The sequence below is a fragment of the Deinococcus cellulosilyticus NBRC 106333 = KACC 11606 genome (assembly GCF_007990775.1).
GTDB lineage: Bacteria > Deinococcota > Deinococci > Deinococcales > Deinococcaceae > Deinococcus_C > Deinococcus_C cellulosilyticus.
This window is the reverse complement of the sequence record NZ_BJXB01000001.1, coordinates 427,741-450,420: the sequence shown is the minus strand read 5'-3', so window position 1 is coordinate 450,420 and position 22,680 is coordinate 427,741. Positions and strand designations below refer to the sequence as shown.

25 protein-coding genes and 1 riboswitch are annotated in these 22,680 nt (G+C 56.7%); of the genes, 12 read left to right on the top strand and 13 right to left on the bottom strand.

The annotated features are described in order from the left end of the window. The first annotated feature begins 50 nt into the window (after positions 1-50). From DC3_RS01940 to DC3_RS01930, 3 genes are all read left to right on the top strand, one after another. Positions 51-449, top strand: a complete 399-nt coding sequence (locus DC3_RS01940; protein ID WP_186815767.1) for a KOW motif-containing protein — start codon at positions 51-53, stop codon at positions 447-449. Positions 450-578: 129 nt separating this feature from the next. Beyond that, positions 579-1,160: a chromate transporter gene (locus DC3_RS01935; RefSeq protein ID WP_146881893.1), complete on the top strand. Its 582-nt coding sequence runs from the start codon at positions 579-581 to the stop codon at positions 1,158-1,160. After that, a complete protein-coding gene (locus DC3_RS01930) occupies positions 1,153-1,668 on the top strand; it encodes a chromate transporter (RefSeq protein ID WP_146881892.1) in 516 nt (171 codons plus the stop codon). Before DC3_RS01935 ends, DC3_RS01930 begins: the two co-directional genes overlap by 8 nt. A gap of 30 nt (positions 1,669-1,698) precedes the next feature. Here the strand turns inward: DC3_RS01930 and DC3_RS01925 are convergent, their stop codons facing one another. Further along, entirely contained in the window at positions 1,699-2,085 is a 387-nt protein-coding gene (locus DC3_RS01925) for a hypothetical protein (protein WP_146881891.1), read from the bottom strand. A gap of 140 nt (positions 2,086-2,225) precedes the next feature. Here DC3_RS01925 and DC3_RS01920 point away from each other — a divergent pair, with 140 nt between their 5' ends. Both DC3_RS01920 and ddrC read left to right on the top strand, forming a co-directional pair. Beyond that, a complete protein-coding gene (locus DC3_RS01920) occupies positions 2,226-2,504 on the top strand; it encodes a hypothetical protein (protein ID WP_146881890.1) in 279 nt (92 codons plus the stop codon). Between the two features lie 183 nt (positions 2,505-2,687). Then, positions 2,688-3,422, top strand: a complete 735-nt coding sequence (gene ddrC, locus DC3_RS01915) for a DNA damage response protein DdrC (RefSeq protein ID WP_146881889.1) — start codon at positions 2,688-2,690, stop codon at positions 3,420-3,422. Between the two features lie 149 nt (positions 3,423-3,571). Here the strand turns inward: ddrC and DC3_RS01910 are convergent, their stop codons facing one another. The 8 genes from DC3_RS01910 to DC3_RS01875 all read right to left on the bottom strand — a co-directional run bounded on the left by DC3_RS01910 (position 3,572) and on the right by DC3_RS01875 (position 13,113). Continuing rightward, the gene (locus DC3_RS01910; RefSeq protein ID WP_146881888.1) at positions 3,572-4,039 is read right to left on the bottom strand and encodes a hypothetical protein; all 468 of its coding nucleotides are present in this window, start codon (positions 4,037-4,039) and stop codon (positions 3,572-3,574) included. Between the two features lie 116 nt (positions 4,040-4,155). Continuing rightward, the gene (locus tag DC3_RS01905; RefSeq protein WP_146881887.1) at positions 4,156-4,689 is read right to left on the bottom strand and encodes a hypothetical protein; all 534 of its coding nucleotides are present in this window, start codon (positions 4,687-4,689) and stop codon (positions 4,156-4,158) included. Positions 4,690-5,161: 472 nt separating this feature from the next. Next, on the bottom strand, positions 5,162-5,614 hold the full coding sequence (locus DC3_RS01900) for a hypothetical protein (protein WP_146881886.1): 453 nt from the start codon (positions 5,612-5,614) through the stop codon (positions 5,162-5,164). A gap of 75 nt (positions 5,615-5,689) precedes the next feature. Further along, on the bottom strand, positions 5,690-6,472 hold the full coding sequence (locus DC3_RS01895) for a hypothetical protein (RefSeq protein ID WP_146881885.1): 783 nt from the start codon (positions 6,470-6,472) through the stop codon (positions 5,690-5,692). Next, positions 6,469-9,123 (bottom strand): hypothetical protein, encoded by a 2,655-nt coding sequence (locus DC3_RS01890; RefSeq protein ID WP_146881884.1) that lies wholly within the window; start codon positions 9,121-9,123, stop codon positions 6,469-6,471. The genes DC3_RS01895 and DC3_RS01890 overlap by 4 nt, the downstream gene beginning before the upstream one ends. 62 nt (positions 9,124-9,185) lie before the next feature. After that, a riboswitch (cyclic di-GMP riboswitch) is annotated at positions 9,186-9,268 on the bottom strand. A 55-nt stretch (positions 9,269-9,323) separates the two neighbouring features. Further along, positions 9,324-11,228: a transglutaminase TgpA family protein gene (locus DC3_RS01885; protein ID WP_186815766.1), complete on the bottom strand. Its 1,905-nt coding sequence runs from the start codon at positions 11,226-11,228 to the stop codon at positions 9,324-9,326. Between the two features lie 44 nt (positions 11,229-11,272). Beyond that, positions 11,273-12,163 carry a DUF58 domain-containing protein gene (locus DC3_RS01880; protein WP_146881882.1) on the bottom strand — a complete coding sequence of 297 codons (891 nt, stop codon included), beginning with the start codon at positions 12,161-12,163 and terminating at the stop codon, positions 11,273-11,275. Beyond that, the gene (locus DC3_RS01875; protein WP_146881881.1) at positions 12,160-13,113 is read right to left on the bottom strand and encodes an AAA family ATPase; all 954 of its coding nucleotides are present in this window, start codon (positions 13,111-13,113) and stop codon (positions 12,160-12,162) included. The genes DC3_RS01880 and DC3_RS01875 overlap by 4 nt, the downstream gene beginning before the upstream one ends. Before the next feature lie 236 nt (positions 13,114-13,349). Here DC3_RS01875 and DC3_RS01870 point away from each other — a divergent pair, with 236 nt between their 5' ends. Together DC3_RS01870 and DC3_RS01865 are read left to right on the top strand one after the other, a co-directional pair. Further along, positions 13,350-13,601: a PqqD family protein gene (locus tag DC3_RS01870; protein WP_146881880.1), complete on the top strand. Its 252-nt coding sequence runs from the start codon at positions 13,350-13,352 to the stop codon at positions 13,599-13,601. Continuing rightward, on the top strand, positions 13,591-14,472 hold the full coding sequence (locus DC3_RS01865) for a hypothetical protein (protein WP_146881879.1): 882 nt from the start codon (positions 13,591-13,593) through the stop codon (positions 14,470-14,472). The genes DC3_RS01870 and DC3_RS01865 overlap by 11 nt, the downstream gene beginning before the upstream one ends. Here DC3_RS01865 and DC3_RS01860 read toward each other — a convergent pair. After that, positions 14,390-15,763 (bottom strand): lasso peptide biosynthesis B2 protein, encoded by a 1,374-nt coding sequence (locus DC3_RS01860; RefSeq protein ID WP_146881878.1) that lies wholly within the window; start codon positions 15,761-15,763, stop codon positions 14,390-14,392. The two genes, DC3_RS01865 and DC3_RS01860, sit on opposite strands and share 83 nt — an antisense overlap. 10 nt (positions 15,764-15,773) lie before the next feature. Next, positions 15,774-16,328: a DUF1349 domain-containing protein gene (locus tag DC3_RS01855; RefSeq protein ID WP_146881877.1), complete on the bottom strand. Its 555-nt coding sequence runs from the start codon at positions 16,326-16,328 to the stop codon at positions 15,774-15,776. 287 nt (positions 16,329-16,615) lie between these two features. Between DC3_RS01855 and pfkA the strand changes: the two genes are divergently transcribed. The 4 genes from pfkA to DC3_RS01835 all read left to right on the top strand — a co-directional run bounded on the left by pfkA (position 16,616) and on the right by DC3_RS01835 (position 20,217). Then, positions 16,616-17,587 (top strand): 6-phosphofructokinase, encoded by a 972-nt coding sequence (gene pfkA / locus DC3_RS01850; RefSeq protein WP_146881876.1) that lies wholly within the window; start codon positions 16,616-16,618, stop codon positions 17,585-17,587. Positions 17,588-17,807: 220 nt separating this feature from the next. Further along, positions 17,808-18,068: a hypothetical protein gene (locus DC3_RS01845; protein ID WP_146881875.1), complete on the top strand. Its 261-nt coding sequence runs from the start codon at positions 17,808-17,810 to the stop codon at positions 18,066-18,068. Between the two features lie 223 nt (positions 18,069-18,291). Next, a complete protein-coding gene (locus tag DC3_RS01840) occupies positions 18,292-19,317 on the top strand; it encodes a LacI family DNA-binding transcriptional regulator (RefSeq protein ID WP_146881874.1) in 1,026 nt (341 codons plus the stop codon). A gap of 3 nt (positions 19,318-19,320) precedes the next feature. Continuing rightward, a complete protein-coding gene (locus DC3_RS01835; RefSeq protein WP_146881873.1) occupies positions 19,321-20,217 on the top strand; it encodes an RluA family pseudouridine synthase in 897 nt (298 codons plus the stop codon). Positions 20,218-20,275: 58 nt separating this feature from the next. Here the strand turns inward: DC3_RS01835 and DC3_RS28895 are convergent, their stop codons facing one another. Then, entirely contained in the window at positions 20,276-20,440 is a 165-nt protein-coding gene (locus tag DC3_RS28895; RefSeq protein ID WP_186815765.1) for a hypothetical protein, read from the bottom strand. A 120-nt stretch (positions 20,441-20,560) separates the two neighbouring features. After that, positions 20,561-20,791, bottom strand: a complete 231-nt coding sequence (locus DC3_RS01830; RefSeq protein ID WP_146881872.1) for a hypothetical protein — start codon at positions 20,789-20,791, stop codon at positions 20,561-20,563. Positions 20,792-21,106: 315 nt separating this feature from the next. On the opposite strand from DC3_RS01830, the gene DC3_RS01825 reads away from it, so the two are divergent. Further along, on the top strand, positions 21,107-22,663 hold the full coding sequence (locus tag DC3_RS01825) for an ABC transporter ATP-binding protein (protein ID WP_146881871.1): 1,557 nt from the start codon (positions 21,107-21,109) through the stop codon (positions 22,661-22,663). Positions 22,664-22,680: the final 17 nt, after the last annotated feature.

Genomic DNA, 22,680 nt, shown 5'->3' with positions numbered 1-22,680 from the left:
CCAGGGGATCTAAACTGGATGCAGGTTTCTTTCCAGGCAGGAGGTGGGAGATGACCAGCGTCCACACAAAATTTCAGGTTGGTGATGAAGTCAGGATCATCCAGGGACGGTTTCAGGGCTACGAGGGCAAAATCCAGGACTACGATCCCCTGAGCAATGAGTACCTGGTGGTTTACGGAGATGAACGCCGTTCCCATGCCGGACAGTACCGGGCAGAAGAACTCAGTCCCATGCACACCGAAGTGGGCCATCTCCCCCTTCAGGAAGCGAAATGCTGCAACTCCTGTCTGTTTTACCGGCAACTGTCCTACATCGAGAAACTGGATCTGGAAGACAATCCCAGAGAGGAACAGTGCACCCACCCTTTCATGACCGACCTGCAAGGACAGGCCTTCTGGGTCAGGGATGACAGGAACTTTGGGTGTTTGCTCCACCAACGCATGCTCTGAAAGGGCAATCCAGACAAAACGCATCCTGAGAGGACCTGAACTTCAGGTCCTCTTTCTTGCATTGATTGCACAGGCGAAACTCCAGAAGAAGCAACAGTTTTTCATCAAGCCTCAGGCGTACCCTGAAGCATGACACCCGATCATGCATCCCAGGCTGAACTCAGGCCTGCATCTCCCCTGCAACTCCTTGGCATGTTTCTCTATGTGGGCGTCACCTCACTGGGAGGAGGTCTGGGGGCCCACATCTACACCGCCATTAAACGAAGGGGCTGGACTGATGATGCCACCTACAGCGAAGCCTTCACCCTGGCACAGCTTCTTCCGGGTTCCAATGCAGGAAATCTGGCGGCCTTTCTGGGCATGCGACTTTGTGGAAAACTTGGTTCTGTGGTGTCCGTACTGGGCCTGCTGATTCCAGGCTCGGTGGTGATTGCCCTGCTGACCCTGTTTTACTTCCAGCATGGTTCGGTGCTTCCTGGGTTGGTGAGCAGTGCCCTGAAAGGGGCTTCTGCTGCAGCTTTCGCGGTGATGGTGAGTGCAGCCCTTCCCATCCTGAAAACCGGGTCTTTGATCAAGGCCGGTCCCTGGCTGATCCTGCTGACTTTTGTGCTCCTGGGGCTCCTGAGAATGGACATCCTGCTGGTGCTTGTCACTGTGCTGCCCATAGGCCTCCTGGTCCACAGGCCCAGACGGGAATCAGAAGATGCCTGAGCCTCTGTTGATGTTTCTGGTTTTCGCAAGGCTGGGCCTGGTCTCTTTTGGGGCAGGCAACCTTGCCGAAATGGAACGGCAACTGGTGGACGTGCACCACTGGATCACTGCAGAGCAATTCCTGCATGGATACACGCTGGGCCAGTTTGCTCCCGGGCCAAATGTGCTGGCCGTCTATTTTTATGGGTATGCTCACCTGGGTCTGCTTGGAGGGCTTTGCGCTCTGGCAGGATTTTTTGTGCCTTCTGCAGTGGTTGCAGCCCTTTGCTCCAGGTTGTGGAAAAAGCTCGGGCACCATCCCTGGCTGAGGGCCTTGCGCAATGCCCTGCTGCCTTTTGGAGGGGGCGTGCTGCTTGCCATTCTGCTGGTGCTGTATCAGGGGGCCATCACAGGCATTCTGCCTTTTGTGATTGCAGCACTGGCTTTTGTGGGGCTCATGCGTTTGAAGCTCAATCCAGCGGTGGTGGTTCTGGCAGGCGCTGTGGTGGGGGTGGTTCTGGGGTTGTGAAAGGATCATTCTTCTAAGAGTTGCAGACGATCATCGACGGGCAAAGAAACTTAAAGCGATGCGGGCTGTATGGGGATTGCTTCCGAAAATCTCACATGAAAAAAACCGTGCAAGCTCCTGTCCCTTCGAATTTTTGTAATCCACCCTGCCAAACCAGATGGCACCAGTATTGCCTGGTTTGATTTTGATGTGGTTGTTGGCTGATGCTTCCTCATCTTCCGCGGTCAAACCCCAGAACTTGCCATTAAATTGCTTCTCAATTTTGATCAGACAACCCATACGATAATCTTCCACGGTCAGCGGTGCAGTGTTTGTGAAACTGAAGGGCCTGTTGATGTAACTCTCCATCATGAATATCAAGGTCAGGAAAAGGAGAGCAGTCAAGCGTTTGAAAAACACCGATCTCCATGGGTTCATTTTGAATCTTCACCCTCCTCTTGAACTGTCATAGACTACAGATCAACCCACTCAATTGCCAGAATGGCAATGCAGGATTTTCGCAGCACAGCACATGTTCGATCAAAGAACATCATCTTGTAGAATGAAAACCACCAACCATGTCAACCATTCATCCAGCACACGATCACTCCCTCAGGGTTCTTGAGACCTTTAAAATCAGGGCTCGAAAAGCAACCATCATTGAGGCCAGAAAAGACTCTGCAAGAGCCCTGGCTGTCCTCCCAGGGATGAGTGTACAGGGAGCAGATGGACATGTTTGGAGAATCACTGGTGTGGTCTGGCATGCCCTCCCGCCTGATGAAGTGCATCTTATGGTGGCAGATGCTCCAGAAAGACCTGTTCAGCAGGATGAGATATTATGGGTAATAACAGAATAAAAAGGGTCACTCTGGCAGGATCTTCACCGTTTCATCAGGCTCGCTTAATCCAGGACAGAATAAAGAAATGGCTTTCCAGAACGAGAGATTTTTCAATGCAAAACTGTTCTTTAGGCAACACTTCATCTCTGTTTTGCTTCCAGCATATTATGCTGAAAACAGAATTTATGCTATAATTTTCATATGAAGCTAGGTCTTGATCCGCAACATCCGCAACCCATCAAACTTGGCAAAACTTCAGTCAGGCGCAACCGTCATGGACAATTTCATGCGCTGGACGCGCTGGGTGCGCTGGGTCTCGAACAGAACGCTGAAACTTTAGAACACCTCCAGGGTGAGTACCACCTCACCCTGCGTTACACCGATTTCGGTGAGGGCAAAGAAGCCGTCATCACCGGAGATGACTTCACCAAACTGCTTTTCGTGCTGGACAATCCAGAAGCAAAACGCCTGCGCCAGAAATCCCAGGACATCTACCGCCGTTATCTGGAGGGAGACATCCTGCTCGCCTCCGAAGTGGCGGAACGCTCTCCCCACCCTGAGGACCGCAGGTGGCTTGCTGCAAGACTCGACAACATGGAATCCCGCAAGCGTTTCATGTCCACTGTGGCCAAACATGGCGGCGAAGGAGACATCTACCGCCAGGTCAGCAGTGTGTCCAACCAGAGCGTTTTAAAGATGAACTCCACCGAATTCAAGAAAAAGCGCAAGGTGAAAAACACCCGCGACGGCCTCACCCCGATGGAACTGATTCGCCTGAGCTACCTGGAAACCGTGACCGCAAAGGACCTCGAAGAAAAAGGCCTGAAAGGCAACGACGCCATCCTGAAGACCCACAGACGCAACGCCGAAACAGAGCAGCAGATGTGGGAAAAGATCCGGCAGCAGCAGGAAGAGAAAGTCAGAAAAGCCCAGTAAGCGAAAAACCTCTGGAGTTCCAGAGGTTTTTCTTTTTTGCAGCCTTTATCTACAACAGGAAAAAACAGACCCCATGGACTGCTGACAGTTTTCAACCCCTTCTTTGCGCTTTTTGCTGAAAGATGATCCCTGACCGCTGATGGCTCCATTCAGTTGAGGGTGACTGTTACCACCAGATTGGTGTGCAGGTCCACTGCTGCTGAGGGCAGGGCCTTGACCCCCACCTGATACCGTGTGGCCTGGCTCGAAAAGGAATGCAGGGTGCCATCGTTGCGGTAGTACAGGTCAGCGGCGGTTCCAGAGATTCCTGTCACATCCGGTCCAAGCTGGGTGTTGAAGGATCGGGGAATCCCATCACCATCTGCCTGCCAGACCAGTTCATAACCAGACTGTGTTCCCGACAGGGAAAGGGAGAGGGTCTGGCTGACGGCATCACTGTAAGAGACCCGGATGAGGAACCTGGGACCATACACGTAACCTGCCCTGCTGCTCTGCCCCATGGTGTAGCTGCTGCCCAGCACACTGGGGGTGGGCTCATCGGTCAGGAGTTGCACACTGACGGTCTGGGCAGAGGCCACCGTCAGGCTGAAGAGAAAGAGGGAGGTGAGGTGTTTCATGGGCCTGTCTCCATCGTATGTCTCAGAGCGTGTGTTTGATGATGTTGCAACACACCTGCACTGGACACAGGGACAGGAGCCTTGTGAGCTCCTGTCCCTGCTCCAACATCTGGCACTCAGTTGGCGGTGAGGGTGACGGTGATGTTGCCCGTCAGGTTGGTGCTGGCAGAGCCATCGGCAGTGACGGTGAAGAGCACGGTGGTGGCATCACCCACGGCACCGACAGCGGCAGCGGACTTCACGTAGGTGGCACTGGCACTGTTGCCTGCGGGGAGGGTACCGTTCAGGTCAGCAACCGCAGCAGAGGTGCCAGAACCGTCCAGTTTGTATTTGAAGGTGTAGCCGGTGACGCTGGGCATGCTGAAGGCGAGGGTGTAGCTCTGGCTGGTGGCGGCGTTGTCGTAGCTGGCGAGTTTGAATTTCAGGGTCTTGCTGGCATCGGTTTCAGTGCCTCTGGTCAGGGCACCTGAGCCGAAGCTCAGGGCCGTGATGGCTGTGGTGCCATCAGAAGAATCAATGGCAGAGAGGGCTCCGAGGGCAACTGCAGGTTTGGTGGCTGTGGCAGTGATGGTGGTGTTGGAGCTGGCGGCGAAAGCGGCGGAGGTGAGGGTCAGGAAGCCGAGGGCCAGAACGGTTTTGATTTGACGCATGAGGGTCACTCCTTGAAGGAACAGGGCATGGACGGGGAAGCATCTTGCTGCCCTGCTGAGATGGTCTTGGAAAGGAACGCACAGAAAGATCGAGCCAGAGAACTCTGGGTGCTGCTGTTTTTCCTGTATTTGCTCCTTAAAACAAAACCGACCATGTTCTTTGCAGACCACGGCCGGGGAAATCCTCTCTTGCTAGGGAGGGGGTGACTTGAGGCCGGTCGCACCACTGGCTCGTCCTGGACCAAGGTGCCCGAGTAAGGTCACAGGAGTCATCGCTTCCTAAGTTGTGTCTTCATTCTACTTGTGTGCTGTCACACACTTCTTACAAAAGGGTGTAAGGGGTTAAAAGAAAAATGTCCTTGACTGCAGCAAAAACAGGCTGAATTTGAACTGAAGTCCAACTGAGAAAATGAGAATGGACGCAAAGGAAATGGGGCAGGAGAACCCTGCCCCTGACCCGAACTCTTTTGTCTCAGTTGGCCGTGATGGTGGCAACAATCATCCCAGACAGTGGAGGTGCATTTTCATCGGTGGCCTCCACCTGAAATTCCAATTTGACTGAACCAGACATGGCCGCAGAGGTCAGGTTCTGCCCATTGACCTTGAAAGAAAACTGAACTCCAGGAACATTTGGCAGGGTAACAGACAGGGTACTGCTCTGTGTGGGTGGGGCATTTTCATAGCTGTCCACCGTCAGGGTCACCGTCTGGGTCACAGGCTCTCCAGGCTGCAAGGGCGCCGAGGTGTTCCCAGAAGAGAAAGTGAGCGTCTGGCCAGATCCCCCACCCTGACCACTTCCTTCTGCGGTCACGGTTCCCCCGTCAAACATCGGTTTGATGGCCCCCACTGAGAGGGTCGTGCTCGAAGAAGCCGCATGACCTGCGGTATTTGCGGTCAGGACAGCGAGCAGCAGGAGGCTTTTCAAGTTCCTCCAGGGATGAGCAAGCATGTTGTCCTCAGGCAGCTTCACAGTCAATTTCTCCTGGTTTCAGATCAGTGGTCAGGGCACTTCCAGACTGCCTGCCATCTCCACCTGCTGGTCCCCACCGTACATCAGGGTGGCAAACACAGCGTAGGTTCCAGAGGCGAGTTTCTGCGGAACAGGCACATTCACATCCACGGTGAGCCCGGGCAGCACCACTGAAGAGACCTGGGTTTCCACGGTTTTGCCCTGCAGGTCCACAATGTTGAGCTTCAGGGCGTACCGCTCATAAGCGGTGCCGGTGTTGCTGAGGGTCACGGCAATGCTGGTGCTGCCATTTCGGGTCTGCCCGGTGAGGTTGTCAATGCTCACCTCATGCTGGGTCACCCCACTGACCGTCACAGCGGTCACCATTGCATATCGGATCTTGAAGCCCACTTCGTTGTTGCCACCCCCTGCAGGATTGTTCAGGATGTCCACCCCGACCACACCCCAGTACCCTCCAATGGGGGTTTTGGGCATGCTGACCACCACAGGAACCACCACAGTTCCTTTGGCTGGAATGGTGTATTCCAGGCGATCTGCAGAGGCAATTCTGGAAAAACTGCCGGGCAGGGTCTTGCCAGGAATGTGCACCAGAGAGCCATCAGGCTGCTGCATGTAATCGTTCATGAAGACCACGGCAGGGACGGCAGCATCCCCTGGGTTGCTGAGCACATACTCTACGGTCCGGGTTTCTCCGGGCTGCAGGTCCAGTTCGCGGGGACCGGTGATGGACACCTGTGCAGCAGCAGTACCGAGCAGCAGAGAAAGAAGCAGGCCAAGGGTTTTAGGGCGGAAAACATTCTGAACAGGGATCATCTGGTCTCTCCTTGGGTCACGGGCGTGACGATCAGCTGGGCGGTGCGGCGGGCCACACCTCCTTCTTTGAAATGCACTTCCACCTGCACAGACAGCAGGCCGTCTGCAGAAACAGGCACCACAAAAGCTGTGGTGCAACTGGGCTGGGATTTGCAGTCCTGAAGCACATCCACCTGGGGGCCACGGACAATGAGTTGCTGGATGGCTGCTTCTGAGGTCACATTCAGTTCTGCGGAAGTCCCTGCCCCCACAGTGAGGCTCTTCCAGTTGAGTTTCATCGGAGGGGTGGTCTTCTTCAGGGTCTGCACCTGGGGGGCAGGCAGGGTCAGGACCACAGGAGGTCCGTCGGGCAGCAACACCCGGGTGACGGGCTTCCCATCTTCAACAGACAGGGTGTATTCACCAACTGGCAGGTCTTTCACTTCAAACGTTCCTGCAGGCATGTCCACATCCTTCCAGAAGGTTTCAACCCCAGCAATCATCACGCGTACTTTTCTGGGGGTTGGGGGGATCAGGGCACTGTCACTGGTTTTCTCGTACTCGATTCTGCCCCTGAAGTCGAAGGTGGGCACCAGTTGAACGGTGAGGCTGTCCCCGGGCTCAGAAGGGAGGGTCTGGGTCTTGAGGTGGGTGTGGGCAGGCAGGCTGCTGCGGTCAACGGCCAGGGTGCAGGGCCCCTGGTATCCTTTCAGCACCACCCGACCATTGGCATCCGACTGACCGGACATGCCACATCCTGATACTCTCACGCCAGACAGGGAAGGCTGGAATCCTGTCCCCTGCACGTCAAATCGCACCGTGCGGGTGGAGGGATCAGCAGGAGGGGTTCCGTCCAGAGCTGCGGTGATGCTGGCAGGTACAGGAAGCTCATACCGGTAGGAAAGCCCTGCCCGGTAATGGGTGCCTGCACGGGTCTGGTTGACCGAGACATATCCCTGCAAACCATTCACATCCCGGTAATTCACTGAAGCAAAAGGAAAGAGAGAGATGTTACCTGATTCCCACGAACTGCGCACCCCTCCTTCCAGAGCAAGCTCTCCAGAGTCCAGCAAAGAGGTGTACTTGCCGGAAAGGTTGAAGGCACCCCTTCCTCCGGTCTTCAGGGAGGTGAAAGCATTCAGTTGCAAAGGCCCCTGGGTGTAGGTGGCATCTGCTGAAACCTCTGCACCCTGAATCTCAAAAGCCTTCAGGGAGGCAGAGGTGCTGAATTTGATGTTCAGGTCTTCGAGCACCAGGCGGTGACTTCCCGTCAGTTCACTGCGGTGTTCGGGCCTGTAGGTCCAGCCCAGTTCGGTGTCCCTGTTGCTGTACCGGAACTGCAGGTCCTGCCACTGGGAGTTCGCCACCGTGATTTCACTGCTGAAGGTGTCCTCACCAGGGAGGAGTTTCAAAGAGCCCCTCAGGGAGCCACCCCATCCACTCTGACCGTAGGACACCCGGGCATTCAGGCTCTTGCCCTGCGCGGTGTAACTGGCCCCTGTGGACCAGAACATGCTCTGCCCGGGGGTGGATCTGGCATTCCAGGACCACTCGGGATGCTGCAGAGAAACAGCAACCTCAGGGCGGGTGAAGGCCAGATCTGTGTGTGCCGCAACCGACCAGTACAGCAGATCGGACCGTGTGGCATATTTGGCACCCAGACGGACCATGCCTGTGCGCATTCCCCATCCTGCACCCACCTGCAGATCCTTGACAGGTTCCGTGCTCACATACAGACCTTCACCCGCACTGCCCGCCACCCCGGATGCTGGGGAAGAGCCGTAATTGACGGTGGTCTTCCCCACCCCAACCATCAGGCCAGGGTCCTGCACTTTCAGGTCCTGCAGTTGCATGGAGGCCGAAAACCGGACGGTGGAACTCAGGTCTCCCTCTGCCCTGAACTGTGTTCTGAAAGGCTGACCGGACTCAAAGTTGCTTCCCCATTGCAACCGCACCCGGTAAGGGCTGTCCACAGCACGCACCCCCCTCAGCAGAATCTTCTTGTGTTGGGTGCTGGATGAGGTGATCAGACCAACTTCCAGCACCTGATCGCTGGGCTGGGTGGGCACAGGCACATTGAGGGTTCGCTCTGCACCGGGTTGCAGGTCAAAGTCAGGGATGCCCTGCAGGGCCAGACTGAATTCCAGATGCACCCGTGCAGGAATGGGGCCCATGTTGCGAACCTTTAATGAAAGTTGCACGGTGTGCCCCGGCAGGGTGGTGATGGCTTCCGGGGCTTGCAACTCAAGCTTTGCGCGGGCAGGCAGCTTCAGGGGAACAGGCACCTGAACCGGTCCCTGAGGGGTGGTCACCTCAAAAAGCAGGGTGAGTGAGGTCAGGTCTGTGTCTCCTGTGATCTGGACACTGAGCGGCAAAATCGGATTCTGACTGGCAGGCAAGGCCCTGGGGAAACGCACATTGAACCCCACAGGTGCTCCTGCATGTGTTCCGGTTTCATTTGACCAGCCCACAAGCTGCACCCCCAGTTTCATGCTCTTGAAAGCCTCTTGAAGCCTGAACATCACCTGGGTGGCCTGCTGGTTTTGCAGGGTGATGGTTTCGTTTTCAGCCTGGGCAACGCCAGAACAGGCCAGCAGACAACCTGCTCCAACAAGAGCATTCTGCAAGGATGGTCTGGAAGAAAGCACAGGCAAAGTCGTCAGCAAGGTCATACCGTTCCTCCCGGACAGGTGATGACCAGAACAAGAAACCACGCAGCTGCAGGTCACAGCTGGGGAACAAGGCCGGTCGCACCACTGGCTCCTCCTGTGCCAGGTGCCCGGGTAAAGCACAGGAATCCACGCCTCCTTTGTTCTTCCATCTTACCTGAGGACTCTGACCAAATCCTCACTGTACAGACCCGCAAAGCAGTTCATTTGCGCAACCTGAACCCCTGCACCTGCTGTCGGAACCCCTTCACCTGCTCTGGGGTGGCCTCTGGACCATAACGCAGGTCCTGATAGGTTTCCAGAATGCCCTCAATGTCTTCTGCCTGCTCTGGATGGGCCCGGGCCAGTCGCTGGACGTACTGGCTGACCGGCTCTGAAAGCTCGGGTTGGATGCTGAACCGCCGGATGAATTGCTGGTAGAGCCTGCGCAATTCATCGCTGGTCTGATGTGTGGCCCGAACCGTCCGACGCAACAGAATGGGAAGGAGGGTGAGGGCAAGCAGCACCACCACAATCAGAGCGACCACCGCCTTATGGGCACCCAGCAAAGACAACAGAAGGCGTTGCTGGGTGCCGTTGTACCCGATCACCCACTGGTCCCAGGCGAACTGGAAGGCGTCAAGTTGCAGTTGTGCCCGGGTCAGCCAGGTCTGTTCTCCTCTGGTCAGGGGGGACAAATCGGCTGGAGCCTGCAAACTGGCCGCCAGACCCTCTGTGAGGCGGGCAGGAGACACAGCAGCTGTGGGGTCGACGCGCACCCAGCCCTGACCTTCCAGCCAGACCTCCACCCAGGCATGGGCCTCAGACTGGCGCACAATGGTGTAACCCGCTGAACCATTCAGGTCTCCCCCAAGGTATCCTCCAACCACCCGGGCAGGCACACCTGCAGCACGCATCAGGAAGGCAAAAGCACCTGCATAATGCTCACAGAAGCCCTGTCTGGTCTGGTACAGCAATTCATCCATGGGATCAGGACTTTCCAGCACCGGTGGATTCAGGGTGTAAATGAATCCACCACTGCTGAAAAATTCCATTCCTGCACGAACCCGTTCTGCAGGAGGCAGATCCTGCCAGGAGGCAGCAAGGGCCCGTGCCCTGGGGTTGTTCTGTCCAGGCAAAAGCAGGTTGTATTGCAGCACACCCCGGCTTTCCTCGCGCCCAATGATGGCTTCTGTGTCGGCCTGCAGCTCGAAACGCTGCCTGACCACAAAAGGCCGGGTCACCACCTGATAGTTGGAGCTCAGGCGCACCGAACTGGTGGTGCCTGCAAAGCGGTCCAGCGCCAGCACCCACATGCGACCGTGGGGTTCCACCGTGCTGCGGTAACGGATCACCCGTCCCCGCGATTCAATGCGGGTGTTTGGGGTGAATCCTGTCCACACGGACCGTTGCGTCCAGTTGCGACCATCGAAGGCCTCAAACACCGGTCCTCTCCAGTACAGCTGTGCACGGGGAGGTGGAGGGTCCAGAAACTCCACCCGAAAGGCCACTGTTTCACTCTTGGCCACACTGCTGACGCTGCCCGGCGTGATCTCATCTGCCAGTCCAGATTCGGAGTTCTGGCTCTGCGCGGGCATGGCCCAGAGGGGGGCATCCGGCCTGGGAAACACCACAAACAGCACAAGGGTGAAGGGCAGGGCACGCAAAAGCAGAGGAAAAATCCGTTTCAATTGGTCTGGCAGGGCACCCCTTCCTTTGCGCCAGTACACCACCACTGCAAAGAGCAAGGTTGCCACACCCAGGGTGTAAATCAGGGTCAGCACATCCTGACGGAAAAAGTAGAATGCCACCAGCGTGAAGAAAGACATCAGGACCAGCAACAGGGCATCGCGGGTTTTGCGGCTTTCATTCAGTTTCAGGCCCAGCAGCACCAGCAGGACAGACACCCCACCATCCCTGCCCACCACTGTTCCAAATTCCTGCCAGACGCCAACCCCGGCAGCCACCACCACCAGGAACATCATGGGGAGAGACAGCATCGGCCAGCCCCTGTGCAGGTTCATCCAGCGCCAGCCAACGAGACCCAGGGACAGCAGGGCGATCCAGAAAGGCAAATCCAGAAGATAAGGCAGGAAGACCAGCACCAGGGCGAGCATCAGGGCACGCATGGGTCCTGCTGGGAGGGATGGTGGGGAAGAACCTGAAGTTGCTGTCATGTCCTGTCTCCCGGAAATTCAGCCAGACGTGTCAGGCAGCGCTGGGTGTGGCGTTCCCCCGCTCCACTTGCCTCAAAGCCCGGCAGCACCATTTTGTAATGGATGCCCAGCTTCTGCGCCTGCACCACCCAGGCCGCCAACCGGGACAGTTTCTGCTCGGTGTTCAGTCCTGCAGGCAACTGCTGAAAGGAGAGAACCACCGAGACATCCTGATGGCTTTCAAACTCCTTGGTCAGCAGGGTTCCATCGGGCAGTTCGCCCCTCTTCCAGGCCACACGGCCCAGGGTGTCCCCCGTCTGGTAGGAACGCAGGCCGCTGTACTCCTCCTGACCGGTTTTGCGCCGGGCGGTTCCTGTGGCTTCTCCGGTGACCCTCCAGACTGGAGGACGCTCCTCCAGGGCCGGGTAAACCAGCATCACCCGGGCTTCACCTGGCACCTGCTGTCGCACCCTGAAAAGACCCAGCAGGTCTCTGCCCTGCAGGGTGACTTCTGGGGCAGGTTGCCATCCCCGTTGATGGGTTGGAACAAGCAGTGAAGCTGTGGCCTCTCCCAGGGGTGGAATGGACAGCAGGTGGGTCTGATCGGCCAGTTGCACCTCAAGGTCTGCCCTTGGCTGGTTCTGATGGTTGGTCACCTGGACCTCCAGCAGACTCTCCTGACCTGCAAACACTGCATCTGGTGCATGAAAGGTCACCGTCAGTCCCTGCAAGTGACGGTAAGCCTCCACCAGACACACCAGCCAGGTGGAAGCCAGCAGGAAACACAGCAGGTATCCGAGACTGAGCTGGTAATTGATGCAGCCCAGCAGGCTCAGCATCACAAATGCCAGATACACCCAGCCAAAACGGGTGGGGTTCAAAAGCAAGGGCTTCCCAGGGATCTTCATGGGATGGGGGTTGAAGCCAGCAAGGCCAGCACGGACTCCCGGTGGGGCTGTCCGGTGGACCTGAGCAGCAAACGGTGGGTGGCCAGGGCTGGAAAAACCGCCTGAATGTCTTCAGGGCGCACACTGGACCGCCCCGAAAGCCAGGCCCAGGCACGGGAAGCGGACATCAGACCCAGAGCCGCACGGGGACTGAGACCGAGCTGGAATTCGGAATGGTTGCGGGTGGCTTTGAGCAGGAGTTGCACGTAATCCACCAGAGCAGCAGAAATGTGCACCCTGGACACCCTGTCCTGGGCCTCCTGCAGGGCCTCTGTGTGCAGCACGGCAGGCAAATGGCGGGCAAGGTCACGGCGGTCCTCTCCCATCAAGAGTTCCCGTTCTGCTCTGGGATCAGGGTAACCCAGCGTGATGGTCAGCAAAAAACGATCCAGCTGGGATTCAGGCAACGGGAAAGTGCCAATCTGCTCCACTGGGTTCTGGGTGGCAATCACAAAAAACGGCTCAGGAAGCATGTGGGTCTGGCCATCCATGCTGACCTGCCGCTCTTCCATGGCTTCCAGCAGTGCGCTCTGGGTTTTGGGGGTGGCCCGGTTGATTTCATCGGCCAGCAGCAGCTGGGTGAAAATGGGACCCTGGTGAAAACGGAAGGTGCCCGCGTTCCGTTCATAGATGGTCGCCCCAATCACGTCTGAAGGCAACAGGTCACTGGTGAACTGGACCCGCGCAAATTCCAACCCCAGGGTAGCGGCCAGGGCATGCGCCAGGGTGGTCTTCCCCACCCCGGGAACATCTTCGATCATCAGGTGTCCTCTGGCCAGCAGGCAGGTCAGGGCCAGTTTGAGCTGGATTTCTTTGCCCAGAATCACTTTCTGCAGCTGTTCCAGGGTGCGTTGGGCCAGAAGGTTGCTGTCGGTGAGCGTCACATTTACCTCTTCAAAGAGTTGATGCATTCAGGTGATGGGTGGTGATGGCAAACCAGGAAGATCCCATCTGATTTGTGGCCCGGTGCAGAGGCTTTACTCAAGTGTAAAGTCTCTGCAGGAATTAAACCATCTGAAGCCTGACATTTTGCTTACGAAAATGATTCCTGCACCATTTCCATGAAAATTCTCCTGATCATTTGATCCACGCTCTGGGCTGCAGGTCCCCATGCCTGCAAGAACCCCCTGTGGTAGAATTTCGGCTGATGTACAGGCCCAAACAAGACATTCTGGTCACCGATCTGGAAGACGAGCTGGTTCTACTCAACCCCGACACCCAGGACATTTTCACCCTCAACACCTCCGGTCGGTTGCTGTGGCTGGCCCTGCCTGCTTCGCTGGACACCCTGGCAGAGGTGCTGGTGGGACACTATGGCCTGGATCTGCCCACTGCCCGCACCGATGCTGGAGACATCCTCCGCGATCTGGTTCAGGCAGGTCTGATTGATGAAGCTTGATGTTCTCTCTCTGCAACTGACCTGGGATTCACTTCCTGATGCATTGGTGGAGTTCCTGGAACTGGACTGGCAACGGACTTACGTGCTGCCCATCACTGAGCAGTACAGGGTGTTGCAAACATCGATTTCTGTACCAGAAGACATGACCCGGGTGAATTACCCGGATGCAGAGGTGTACAGCGCCAGAACCCCACAGGGTGTGTTCCTGAAGTGCAAAAACACCCTGTTGCAGATCAGTCTGCAGGAAAAAGAGCTGCGGTTTGCAGGAGAGGGCACGGGACTGCGACTGATCCTGATGCTGGCAATCAGTGAACTCCTGCGCCTGCAGGGGTTCATGCCTTTGCACTCTTCTGCCGTGTACCTGGATGGTGGCGCAGTGGTGATGCTTGGTCCAAGTGGAACAGGCAAGACCACCACCCTGCTTCAGGCCGCCCGTTCCCAGGTGCCTGCCCTCTCCGAAGACTGGTCCTGGATTGGCCAGGACCTCACCTTATACCCGTGGGATTCAGGACTGCACCTGCTGCCCGACACCGTGGAGCGCTTCGAGGACGTGCTCCCGGAAACCCGCACCTGGATTCCGCGCGGCACCCGGCACAAGTGGCGCTTCGAGGTGGGTGACCTGCAATGGTTTCAACCCCAATCCTGCCCACTGAAACAGTTCTGGATGCTGAAACGTCACACAGAGAGCGCTCTGGTGGCTGTACCCAGGCTGGAATTTGTCCGCACCCTGTGGGAGGCCAGCGGGATGCCCCTCACCCGTGAAGCCTCGCTGCTGGCCCAGCAGGGCATCAATCGGCTGCTGAAGGTCCCTGCCCGGATGCTGCATCTGGGCTTTGACGTGAATTTTGCTGAATTGAAGAACGAAAGTTGATCTTGTAGTACAAAGGTGCCATCAGGTCAGCGGCAATGATGGCAAGCACACTTCCCTGATATTCAATCCAGGCATGGCCTTTGATTTTGCCTCCATCATTGCGCACTCCACTGACCAGTTCAGCATCCACACCTGCACTTCTCAACCACCAGAGGGCTGCAAGTGCACGCAAAACGCACATCCCGCTGTTGCCACGTGGGAAATACGCCAGAAGTTTGGAGGCACCCAGCACCCCAACACGTGCCTTGTGAATTTGTGAAAAGTCAGGCTGAGATGTTCTTCTCAGCACAACATGGTTGCACAGTTCCTGCAAGGTCTGTTGCTTTTGCAGCACCAGAGCAGCTTTCAACACCCAGCCAGTTCCCCTGAGAACATTGCGGACCAGATAGGGGGTGTAACCGAGGATCAGGCCCGTGCGGGCCTGTTGTCCCTGGTGCTCCGAATATCCCCGTTCAGGCGAGATCTGCCTTCTCCAGAGGTCCAGTTTGGTGGCATCAAGAGGCTTGAGGTCCAGGACTTTTTGCCAGGGGTCACACCGCTGCAGGAACAGCTCAACGGTGGTCTGGCATCCCAGCACCTTTGCACGTTCCAGCAGGGCCTCGCGGGTCAGGCCTGCCTCCCTGAGCAGGTTCAGGTCCAGATAATCAAAGCGCTTGAGGTTCCAGCGGTCCCGGTACCAGGCACGATGCAACATCAGGGGCACAATCGCGGTGTCCGCAAGTCCAAGCATGCGCACCTGCACGCCTTCCCAGTCGAAATGCTCCATGCAGGGTTCGAGGAGGCGTTGCATGTCCAGGGCACGTCTTTCAAAGGGTTTCGGATGTTTCAGCAATGCATGGTGAACATCCAGTTTGATGTTGTGCGATGGAGAAATCAATCCCAGGGATTCATGCACACTGAACCCCCGGTCACGCTGTGCATCAAACAACACCTGCCAGCCCAGACCCGCAGCCAGATCCCTGGCCCGGGCCATCTGGGAACGGTCCAGCATCAGGTCAATGTCTCCGAAGTACCTCTCTCCAGGATGGGTGTAGTGTTTCAAAGCCATCGCGACGCCTTTGATCAGCAAGGGAACAATGCCAGCCGCATTCCAGGCCAGCAACAATTCACGCAGCTCTTTTTCCTGAGCTTTCCAGCGTTGCAGGGCATGGGCGTAATGGGGAAGGAGTCCTCTGCGGTAAGCTGCTGAGGTGTGACAGAACACATAAGCAGCCAGGTTGCTTTTCTGCCACATTTCGACAGGCAGGGACTCAAAATCTTGATGGATCAGGGCACGGGTCAGGTCGTCCAAAGTATTCCCATCATACCTGCTGTCCAGACACGGGATGCCAGTGCATGTCACGGAATTCCACCTCGAAACCCTGGCCTGTGGGGCTGCAACACATCGGGCCAATCTGCACTTCTTCAACTTCTGGGAAGTACAGCATGCGCATGAGCTGCAGCGGTCCTCCGTTGATGGCCCCTTCAATGGTGATGGCTTCTTTGCGCCTGGACAGTTTCAGGGTGGTGCTTTCCAGAGCACCTTGCAGCGGCGTCACCGACCAGTCGGAGAATTCTCGTGTGACCACCACACTCAGGTTGTGCACATCTTCAACATACTCAATGCCTGCTTTGAGCCACAGGGTTTCACTGACCCTGAGGAGCAATCCTGCCTGATCGTACAGGTCGCGGTACTGGCCGCTGAAAGTCACGGTGAAATCAAAGTCTCCACGGACGCTTTCAAGGTAGGCGTGTCCGCTGTCCCGACGGAAGCCATAGTGGGTCACCTGCCAGAAATCGGTATCAGGCAACGTGGTCACGGTCAGGGTGTTTTCGTGTTCCTGCCATTGAGTGGGTGCATTGAGCCAGGTTTTCATAGGTGTATTAAAAGCACACCGTCTTGCAGGATGGATCACCTGTCTGGACGTCTGCACTTTGTTCAGCAGGTTCCCCTTTGCAGGATAAACGTCAGGGGGACACTTAACCTTGCTGTCCCACCCAACAAACAGGCATGCTGAGGGGGAAGAACGGCAGGACCGACCCGCCCAACCAGACGTGCTGGATGCAGGATTCGGGTCCACAGGCAGGTCATGAACATCACAGGCAGATGAATCCAACAGGCTTCTTCTGCTGGCGTTCTGCTGTTCACCAGAGGGAGGTCCACATGAAACGCATCGCAGTATTGACCAGTGGAGGGGACGCACCTGGAATGAATGCGGCCATTCGCGCCGTCACCAGAACAGGCATCGGTCTGGGCATGGAGGTTTACGGGGTTCATCATGGATATGCCGGGCTGATCCAGGGCGACCTGAAATTGCTTTCTGCACGGGACGTTGGGGATGTCATGCAGCGCGGGGGCACATTCCTGGGAAGCGCACGCTGCCCGGAATTCCGCACCCTGGAAGGCCAGCAGAAAGCCCTGAACCGGCTTGCCGAAAAAGGAATTGAAGGTCTGGTGGTGATTGGTGGAAACGGATCACAGACCGGAGCACACGCCCTGTCCACCCTGGGTTTCCCGGTGGTTGGAATCGCCTCCACCATCGACAATGACCTGTTTGGCTCGGAACTCACCATCGGGGTGGACACCGCCCTGAACATCGCCCTGGAAGCCATTGACCGCCTGAAAGTCACCGCTTCGAGCCACCACCGGGCCTTTCTGGTGGAAGTGATGGGCCGGGACTGCGGTTACCTTGCCCTGATGGCCGGAATTGCCGGGGGTGCCGAAGTCATCGTGATCCCTGAATTCGAAACAGGACCAGAAGAAATCGCAGCCCAGCTCAGGGCCGCGTATGAACGGGGCAAGGCGCACGCCATCGGTGTGGTCGCAGAAGGGGCCACCTACAACGCTGAAAAACTGGTCCATTACTTCCAGGAAAACCGGGAGCGTCTGGGCTTCGACCTGCGCAGCACCACCCTCGGGCACGTTCAACGTGGCGGCACCCCCGGAGCCTATGACCGCCTGCTGGCGACCCGCCTGGGCGTTGCTGCCGTGGAGCATCTGGCAAAAGGCGAGCATGGCGTTCTGGTGGGCCTGCAGGCAGGACGCATCGTGCCCACCCCTCTGGACATCGTGGTCAGCAGCAAAAAACCACTGGACCTCAGCCTGATGGACATGGCAGGAATTCTGGCGAAATAAGGCTGCGCCTGCCGAGGGCCCAGGGCCGAGAGCCGAGGGCAGAAAGCAGAAGGCAGAAAGCAGAAGGCAGAAGGCAGAAAGCTGATCCACACGATGGGGTGACAGGATGGGCGTGTCTCGTTCTGTCACCTCTTGCAGAGCGGTGACCGTTCCTGTGGCATTCTGGCACTGTGTAAGAATCCGCTCTATCTATTATGTCAAAAACATAATAGAATAAGGCATGTACGTTGTAACCGTGAAACGCAAGCGCAGAACCATGCTCGGCAGCTACCCCAGCTTCCAGGAAGCGGCACAGGCCGCCATTGCGTGGTGGAGCAAGGAAACCGAAACCCACCCCGAAACCGACCACATCAAGGGCACCTGGCTGGAAAGCTACGACCACACCCAGGACACCCGACTGTGGTTCTTCATCCCCGAAGTGAGTGCCTTAGAAGCGCTCGGATGGAACATGCCTGGCTGTGAGATACGCAGTGCATCCTGAGAACCCTTCTTCCTGAATCCACCTGTGCTGCACAGGTGGATTTTTTTGACGTGGTCCTCCTGATCTTCAAAACAGTCCAGTCGAATTGGAAAATCTTCCATCCACATGGTCAGTTCCTTTGCCCTCGGCCCTCAGCTCTCGGCCCTCGGCCTACAAATGCCCATTGAACGGTATACTGTGCACAGTAGAACGGCACCCCCAAATCCATCTCCCCCAGGCCCCCATGAACGAATCTGAAAAAAATCCATTCAAAAAACCCACCAGTGCAGATGTGGCCCGTCTGGTGGGCATTTCACAATCCACCGTTTCCCTGGTCTTAAATGGCAAAGCCGAAGGGCGCGTCTCTGCAGAACTGCAGCAGGCCATCTGGGAAGCTGCCCGCAGCCTCAATTACAAGCCCAACCGGGCAGCGAAAGCCCTCAGGGAAGGTCGGGCGCGCACCCTGGCCCTGGTGATCCCACAGCTCAGCAACCCGTTTTTTGCTCCTGTGTACCAGGGGGCAGACCGTGAAGCGCGCAAACTGGGCTACGACACCGTGCTGGTGAATTACGACCACAGCATGAGCACCCAGGAAGCCCTGATCGAACACCTCTCCAGTCATGATGTGGATGGTTACGTGCTTTGGGATATCTCTGCCCGGTCCACGGGTCTGCTTTCACAGAACAATGTGGTGCTGGTGGAAAGCCAGATTGATGGGTACCACTCCATCATGGTGGACATTCCCCATGGGGTGCGCATGGCCCTGCAGCATCTGGTGGGTCTGGGGCACACCCGGATCGCCCATCTGGCCGCCACCGTGGACACCGAGACCTTTCAGGCCAGAAGCCGCACCTACCGGGAGTTTTTCGAGGAGCAGGGCTGGACCTACCGGCCCGAATGGGAAGTTCGAGCGCCTTTCTCACTGGAAGGGGGAAAACAGGGGGCACTGGCCCTGCTCGGAAGTTCCGAAGAACGCCCCACTGCCATCATGTGTGATGGGGATTTTCTGGCTGTGGGAGTCTACAAGGCAGCCAAGGAACTGGGCTTGCGCATTCCGGAGGACCTCTCGGTGATTGGCATCGACAATCTGGAACTTTCTCAGTACATTGAGCCCGAACTGACCACCCTGCACATCCCGGCTGAGCAGATGGGGGAATGTGCAGCCCAGGAACTGATTCAGCTTCTTGAGGCCCAGCCCACAGCCAGAAAAGTGGTCTGGTTTCAGACGGAGCTGATTCAGCGCAACTCCACAGCAGCCCCACAGCAATAAATCATGAAGCTGAATCAGGGGTACGCCTACACGGAGCAGCTGGGAAAAAAGGCTGCAGGATTGACTTTGCTGGATTATCTGAGCAGGTTTTACACCCATTCCACCCTGGAAGATTGGCAGCAGCGGTTGATTCGGGAGGAAATTGAGCTCGATGGACAGACCGTTTCAGGCAACCCTGAACTGAAACCTGGTCAGGCGCTGGTGTGGCACCGGCCACCCTGGGAGGAACCCGAGGTTCCTCTGGATTTCACTGTTGTGCATGAAGATGAGCATCTGCTGGCAATCAACAAACCCAGTGGCCTTCCCACCATGCCTGCCGGGGGATTTCTGGAACACACCCTGCTGATGCAGGTGCGCAAAAACAGGTCTGAAGCCAGCCCTCTGCATCGACTGGGACGGTACACTTCAGGCATCGTGTTGTTTGCCCGCACAGCTGAGGGGGCCTCTCTGATGGCAAAAGCCTGGAGGGACCATGAAGTCCAGAAAAGGTATCTGGCAGTGGCCTCAGGGCAGGCACCCGAAGAGCTTTATCAGATTTCCACCCCCATAGGTCCTGTCCTGCACCCAAGACTCGGAAGTGTTTTTGCTGCGAGCCCTGATGGAAAACCGTCTTACAGTCTGGCAAGGGTTCTGGAGCGCATCAGAAACGCCACCCTGTTTCAGGTGGACATCCAGACTGGACGGCCCCACCAGATTCGCATTCATCTGGCCTCCATTGGGCATCCTCTGGTCGGAGATCCTCTTTATGGACCAGATGGATTGCCCCTGAAGGAGAACCCTGGTCTCCCTGGAGACGGAGGTTACCGCCTGCACGCTGCACGTCTGGTTTTTCAGCATCCCATTTCTGCAGAGCAAGTGGACCTCCAGGCTCCTCTTCCTGAAGGTTTCTGGTCAAAATAAAAAACCACTGCATCAGGGCAGTGGCGCAATACAATTTCAATCTGCGTACAAATGGTTTTCAGGCTGCGGTGGTCAGAGAAGAGCTGAGCGCAAAAGAAGGGGCTTCTTGAAGATCGTCCACCACGATGGTGGGGGTTTTCAGTAAACGGTCCATCAGGAGTGCGATGCCCAGAAAAATGCTTCCAATGAGTAAACCAGCGACCAGTGAGAGGATGAATAACATGTGCCCCTCCTTTCTGATTACAGGTTAATCCCGGGCACTGAAAAGTCCCTGAGGCACGCTGAATTTCTTCTGAGCCTTTCTGGAACACGACCTGAATTGAGGCATCCAGGTCACATTCTCTCAATCCTGCAGCAGATGTGTGGACACCAGAAAGTTCAGCAGGGACGCACCTTCCTGAATCTGCACAGCGGTCAGTTTGGTCTCCACGCCCAGAAAAGTCAGGCGCAACTGACCTCGAAAAATGGCCTCATGTTCCTGAGGGGTGAGGGTGCTTTTGGCAACGACCTGCACGGACTGGTCCAGCCAGGTGTAGGACACAACTTCCTGTAAGGTGATTTCTCGAGTTTGCATGTGGACCTCGCATGATGTGGAGTGTTTTGACAGAGTGTAGCCCTTTCTGAGCCAGAAAACGATGGGCCAGCTGACAGCAGGTGGTTTTCTCCTCTGCGGTGCGGTTGGAAACGCAATGTGGTCTGGCCTTGCATCCACTCTTGAAGTTCCGTCATACGTATGACTATAATCAAGTCATACGTATGACAAGCCGCAATGCCCGCAATCTCTCTGGTTGTCGGGACAGATTGCCGTGCTGCAAGTGATGGACCCCCACCTGGGCAGGTCAGGAAGTCAGCCTGCTCCAGTCCCTGTCATGACTTCAGGCCCCCAACCATGACTGAACCCTACGCGATTGAACTCAAAGGCATCACCAAACGCTTCCCTCTGGTGCTGGCAAACGACAACATCAACCTCAAAGTGAAGTGGGGCAGCATTCACGCACTGGTCGGAGAGAACGGTGCCGGGAAAAGCACCCTCATGAAGATCCTTTATGGGATGCAGCCCCCCACCAGCGGAGAAATCTGGGTGAATGGTCAGCCTGCTCCCATGCTGGACCCCAGAGACGCCATCCAGAACGGGATCGGGATGGTGCACCAGCACTTCATGCTGGTCGGGCCTCTCACCGTGACCGAGAACGTGATTCTGGGCATGGAACCGACCCAGGGGACCAGCATCAATTACGCCGCCGCGCGCAAAAGGGTCAAGGAACTGATTGACCAGTTCAACTTTGGGCTGAACCCTGATGCAAAGATTGAAGACCTCCCTGTGGGTTTGCAACAAAAAGTGGAGATCCTGAAAACGCTGTACCGTGGAGCCAAAATCCTCATTCTGGATGAGCCCACTGCAGTCCTGACCCCTGCAGAGACCGAAGACCTGTTCCGCTTCCTGCGGGAGCAATTTGCACAGCAGGGAAACAGCGTGATTTTCATTTCCCACAAATTGCATGAAGTGCTCGAACTCTGCGACGAGATCTCTGTGCTGCGCGATGGACGCATGATCGGCAGCATCCCCAGAGAAGGGGCCACCACCGAGACCATCGCCCGCATGATGGTGGGCCGCGAGGTGAACCTCAAAGTCCAGAAGAAAGAAGCCCAGCCAAAAGAGAAAGTGCTGGAAGTGGTGGATGCCACCATCCTGAACAGCAACAAAAAGCATGTGGTGGATCAGGTGTCCTTCCATGTGGCCAGTGGTGAAGTGGTCGGAATTGCCGGAATCGATGGCAACGGACAGAGCGAACTGGTGGAGGCCATCACTGGACTGCGCCACCTGAACCGGGGCGAGATCCGCTACTCTGGCGAAACCCTGAAAAAGGTGGATGCCCGCAAAGTGGCAGAAGCAGGCCTCTCCCACATCCCTGAAGACCGCAACGAACGGGGTCTGGTGCTGGACATGACCACCGCCGAGAACATGGTGCTCGGGCAGCACCGGAGTTCCTTTTTCAGTGGCAAATTTGGCTTTCTGAATCTGGAGCGCATCCGCAAGCACACCGAAACCCAGACCGACCTTTATGATGTGCGCCCCCGTTCTGCAGACCTGCCTGCCGGACGCTACTCGGGTGGAAATGCCCAGAAGATCATCGTGGCCCGTGAGATGTTCCGCAACCCGAAAATCCTGGTGGCCAGTCAGCCGACCCGTGGGGTGGACATCGGGGCCATCGAGTTCATCCACAGGCAGATTGTCCGTGCCCGCGATCAGGGACTGGGGGTCTTGCTGGTCAGCGCAGACCTCACCGAAGTCATGAACCTCTCGGACCGCATCCTGGTGATGTTCGAGGGACAGATCATGGGCGAGGTCAAAGCAAGTGAGGCCACCGAGGAACAACTGGGCCTCCTGATGGCCGGAGTGAAAGCCGCACCTGCCCCCACCGAGAAGGAACCCGCCCTGGCCTGAGGCCAGACCAAAGAACA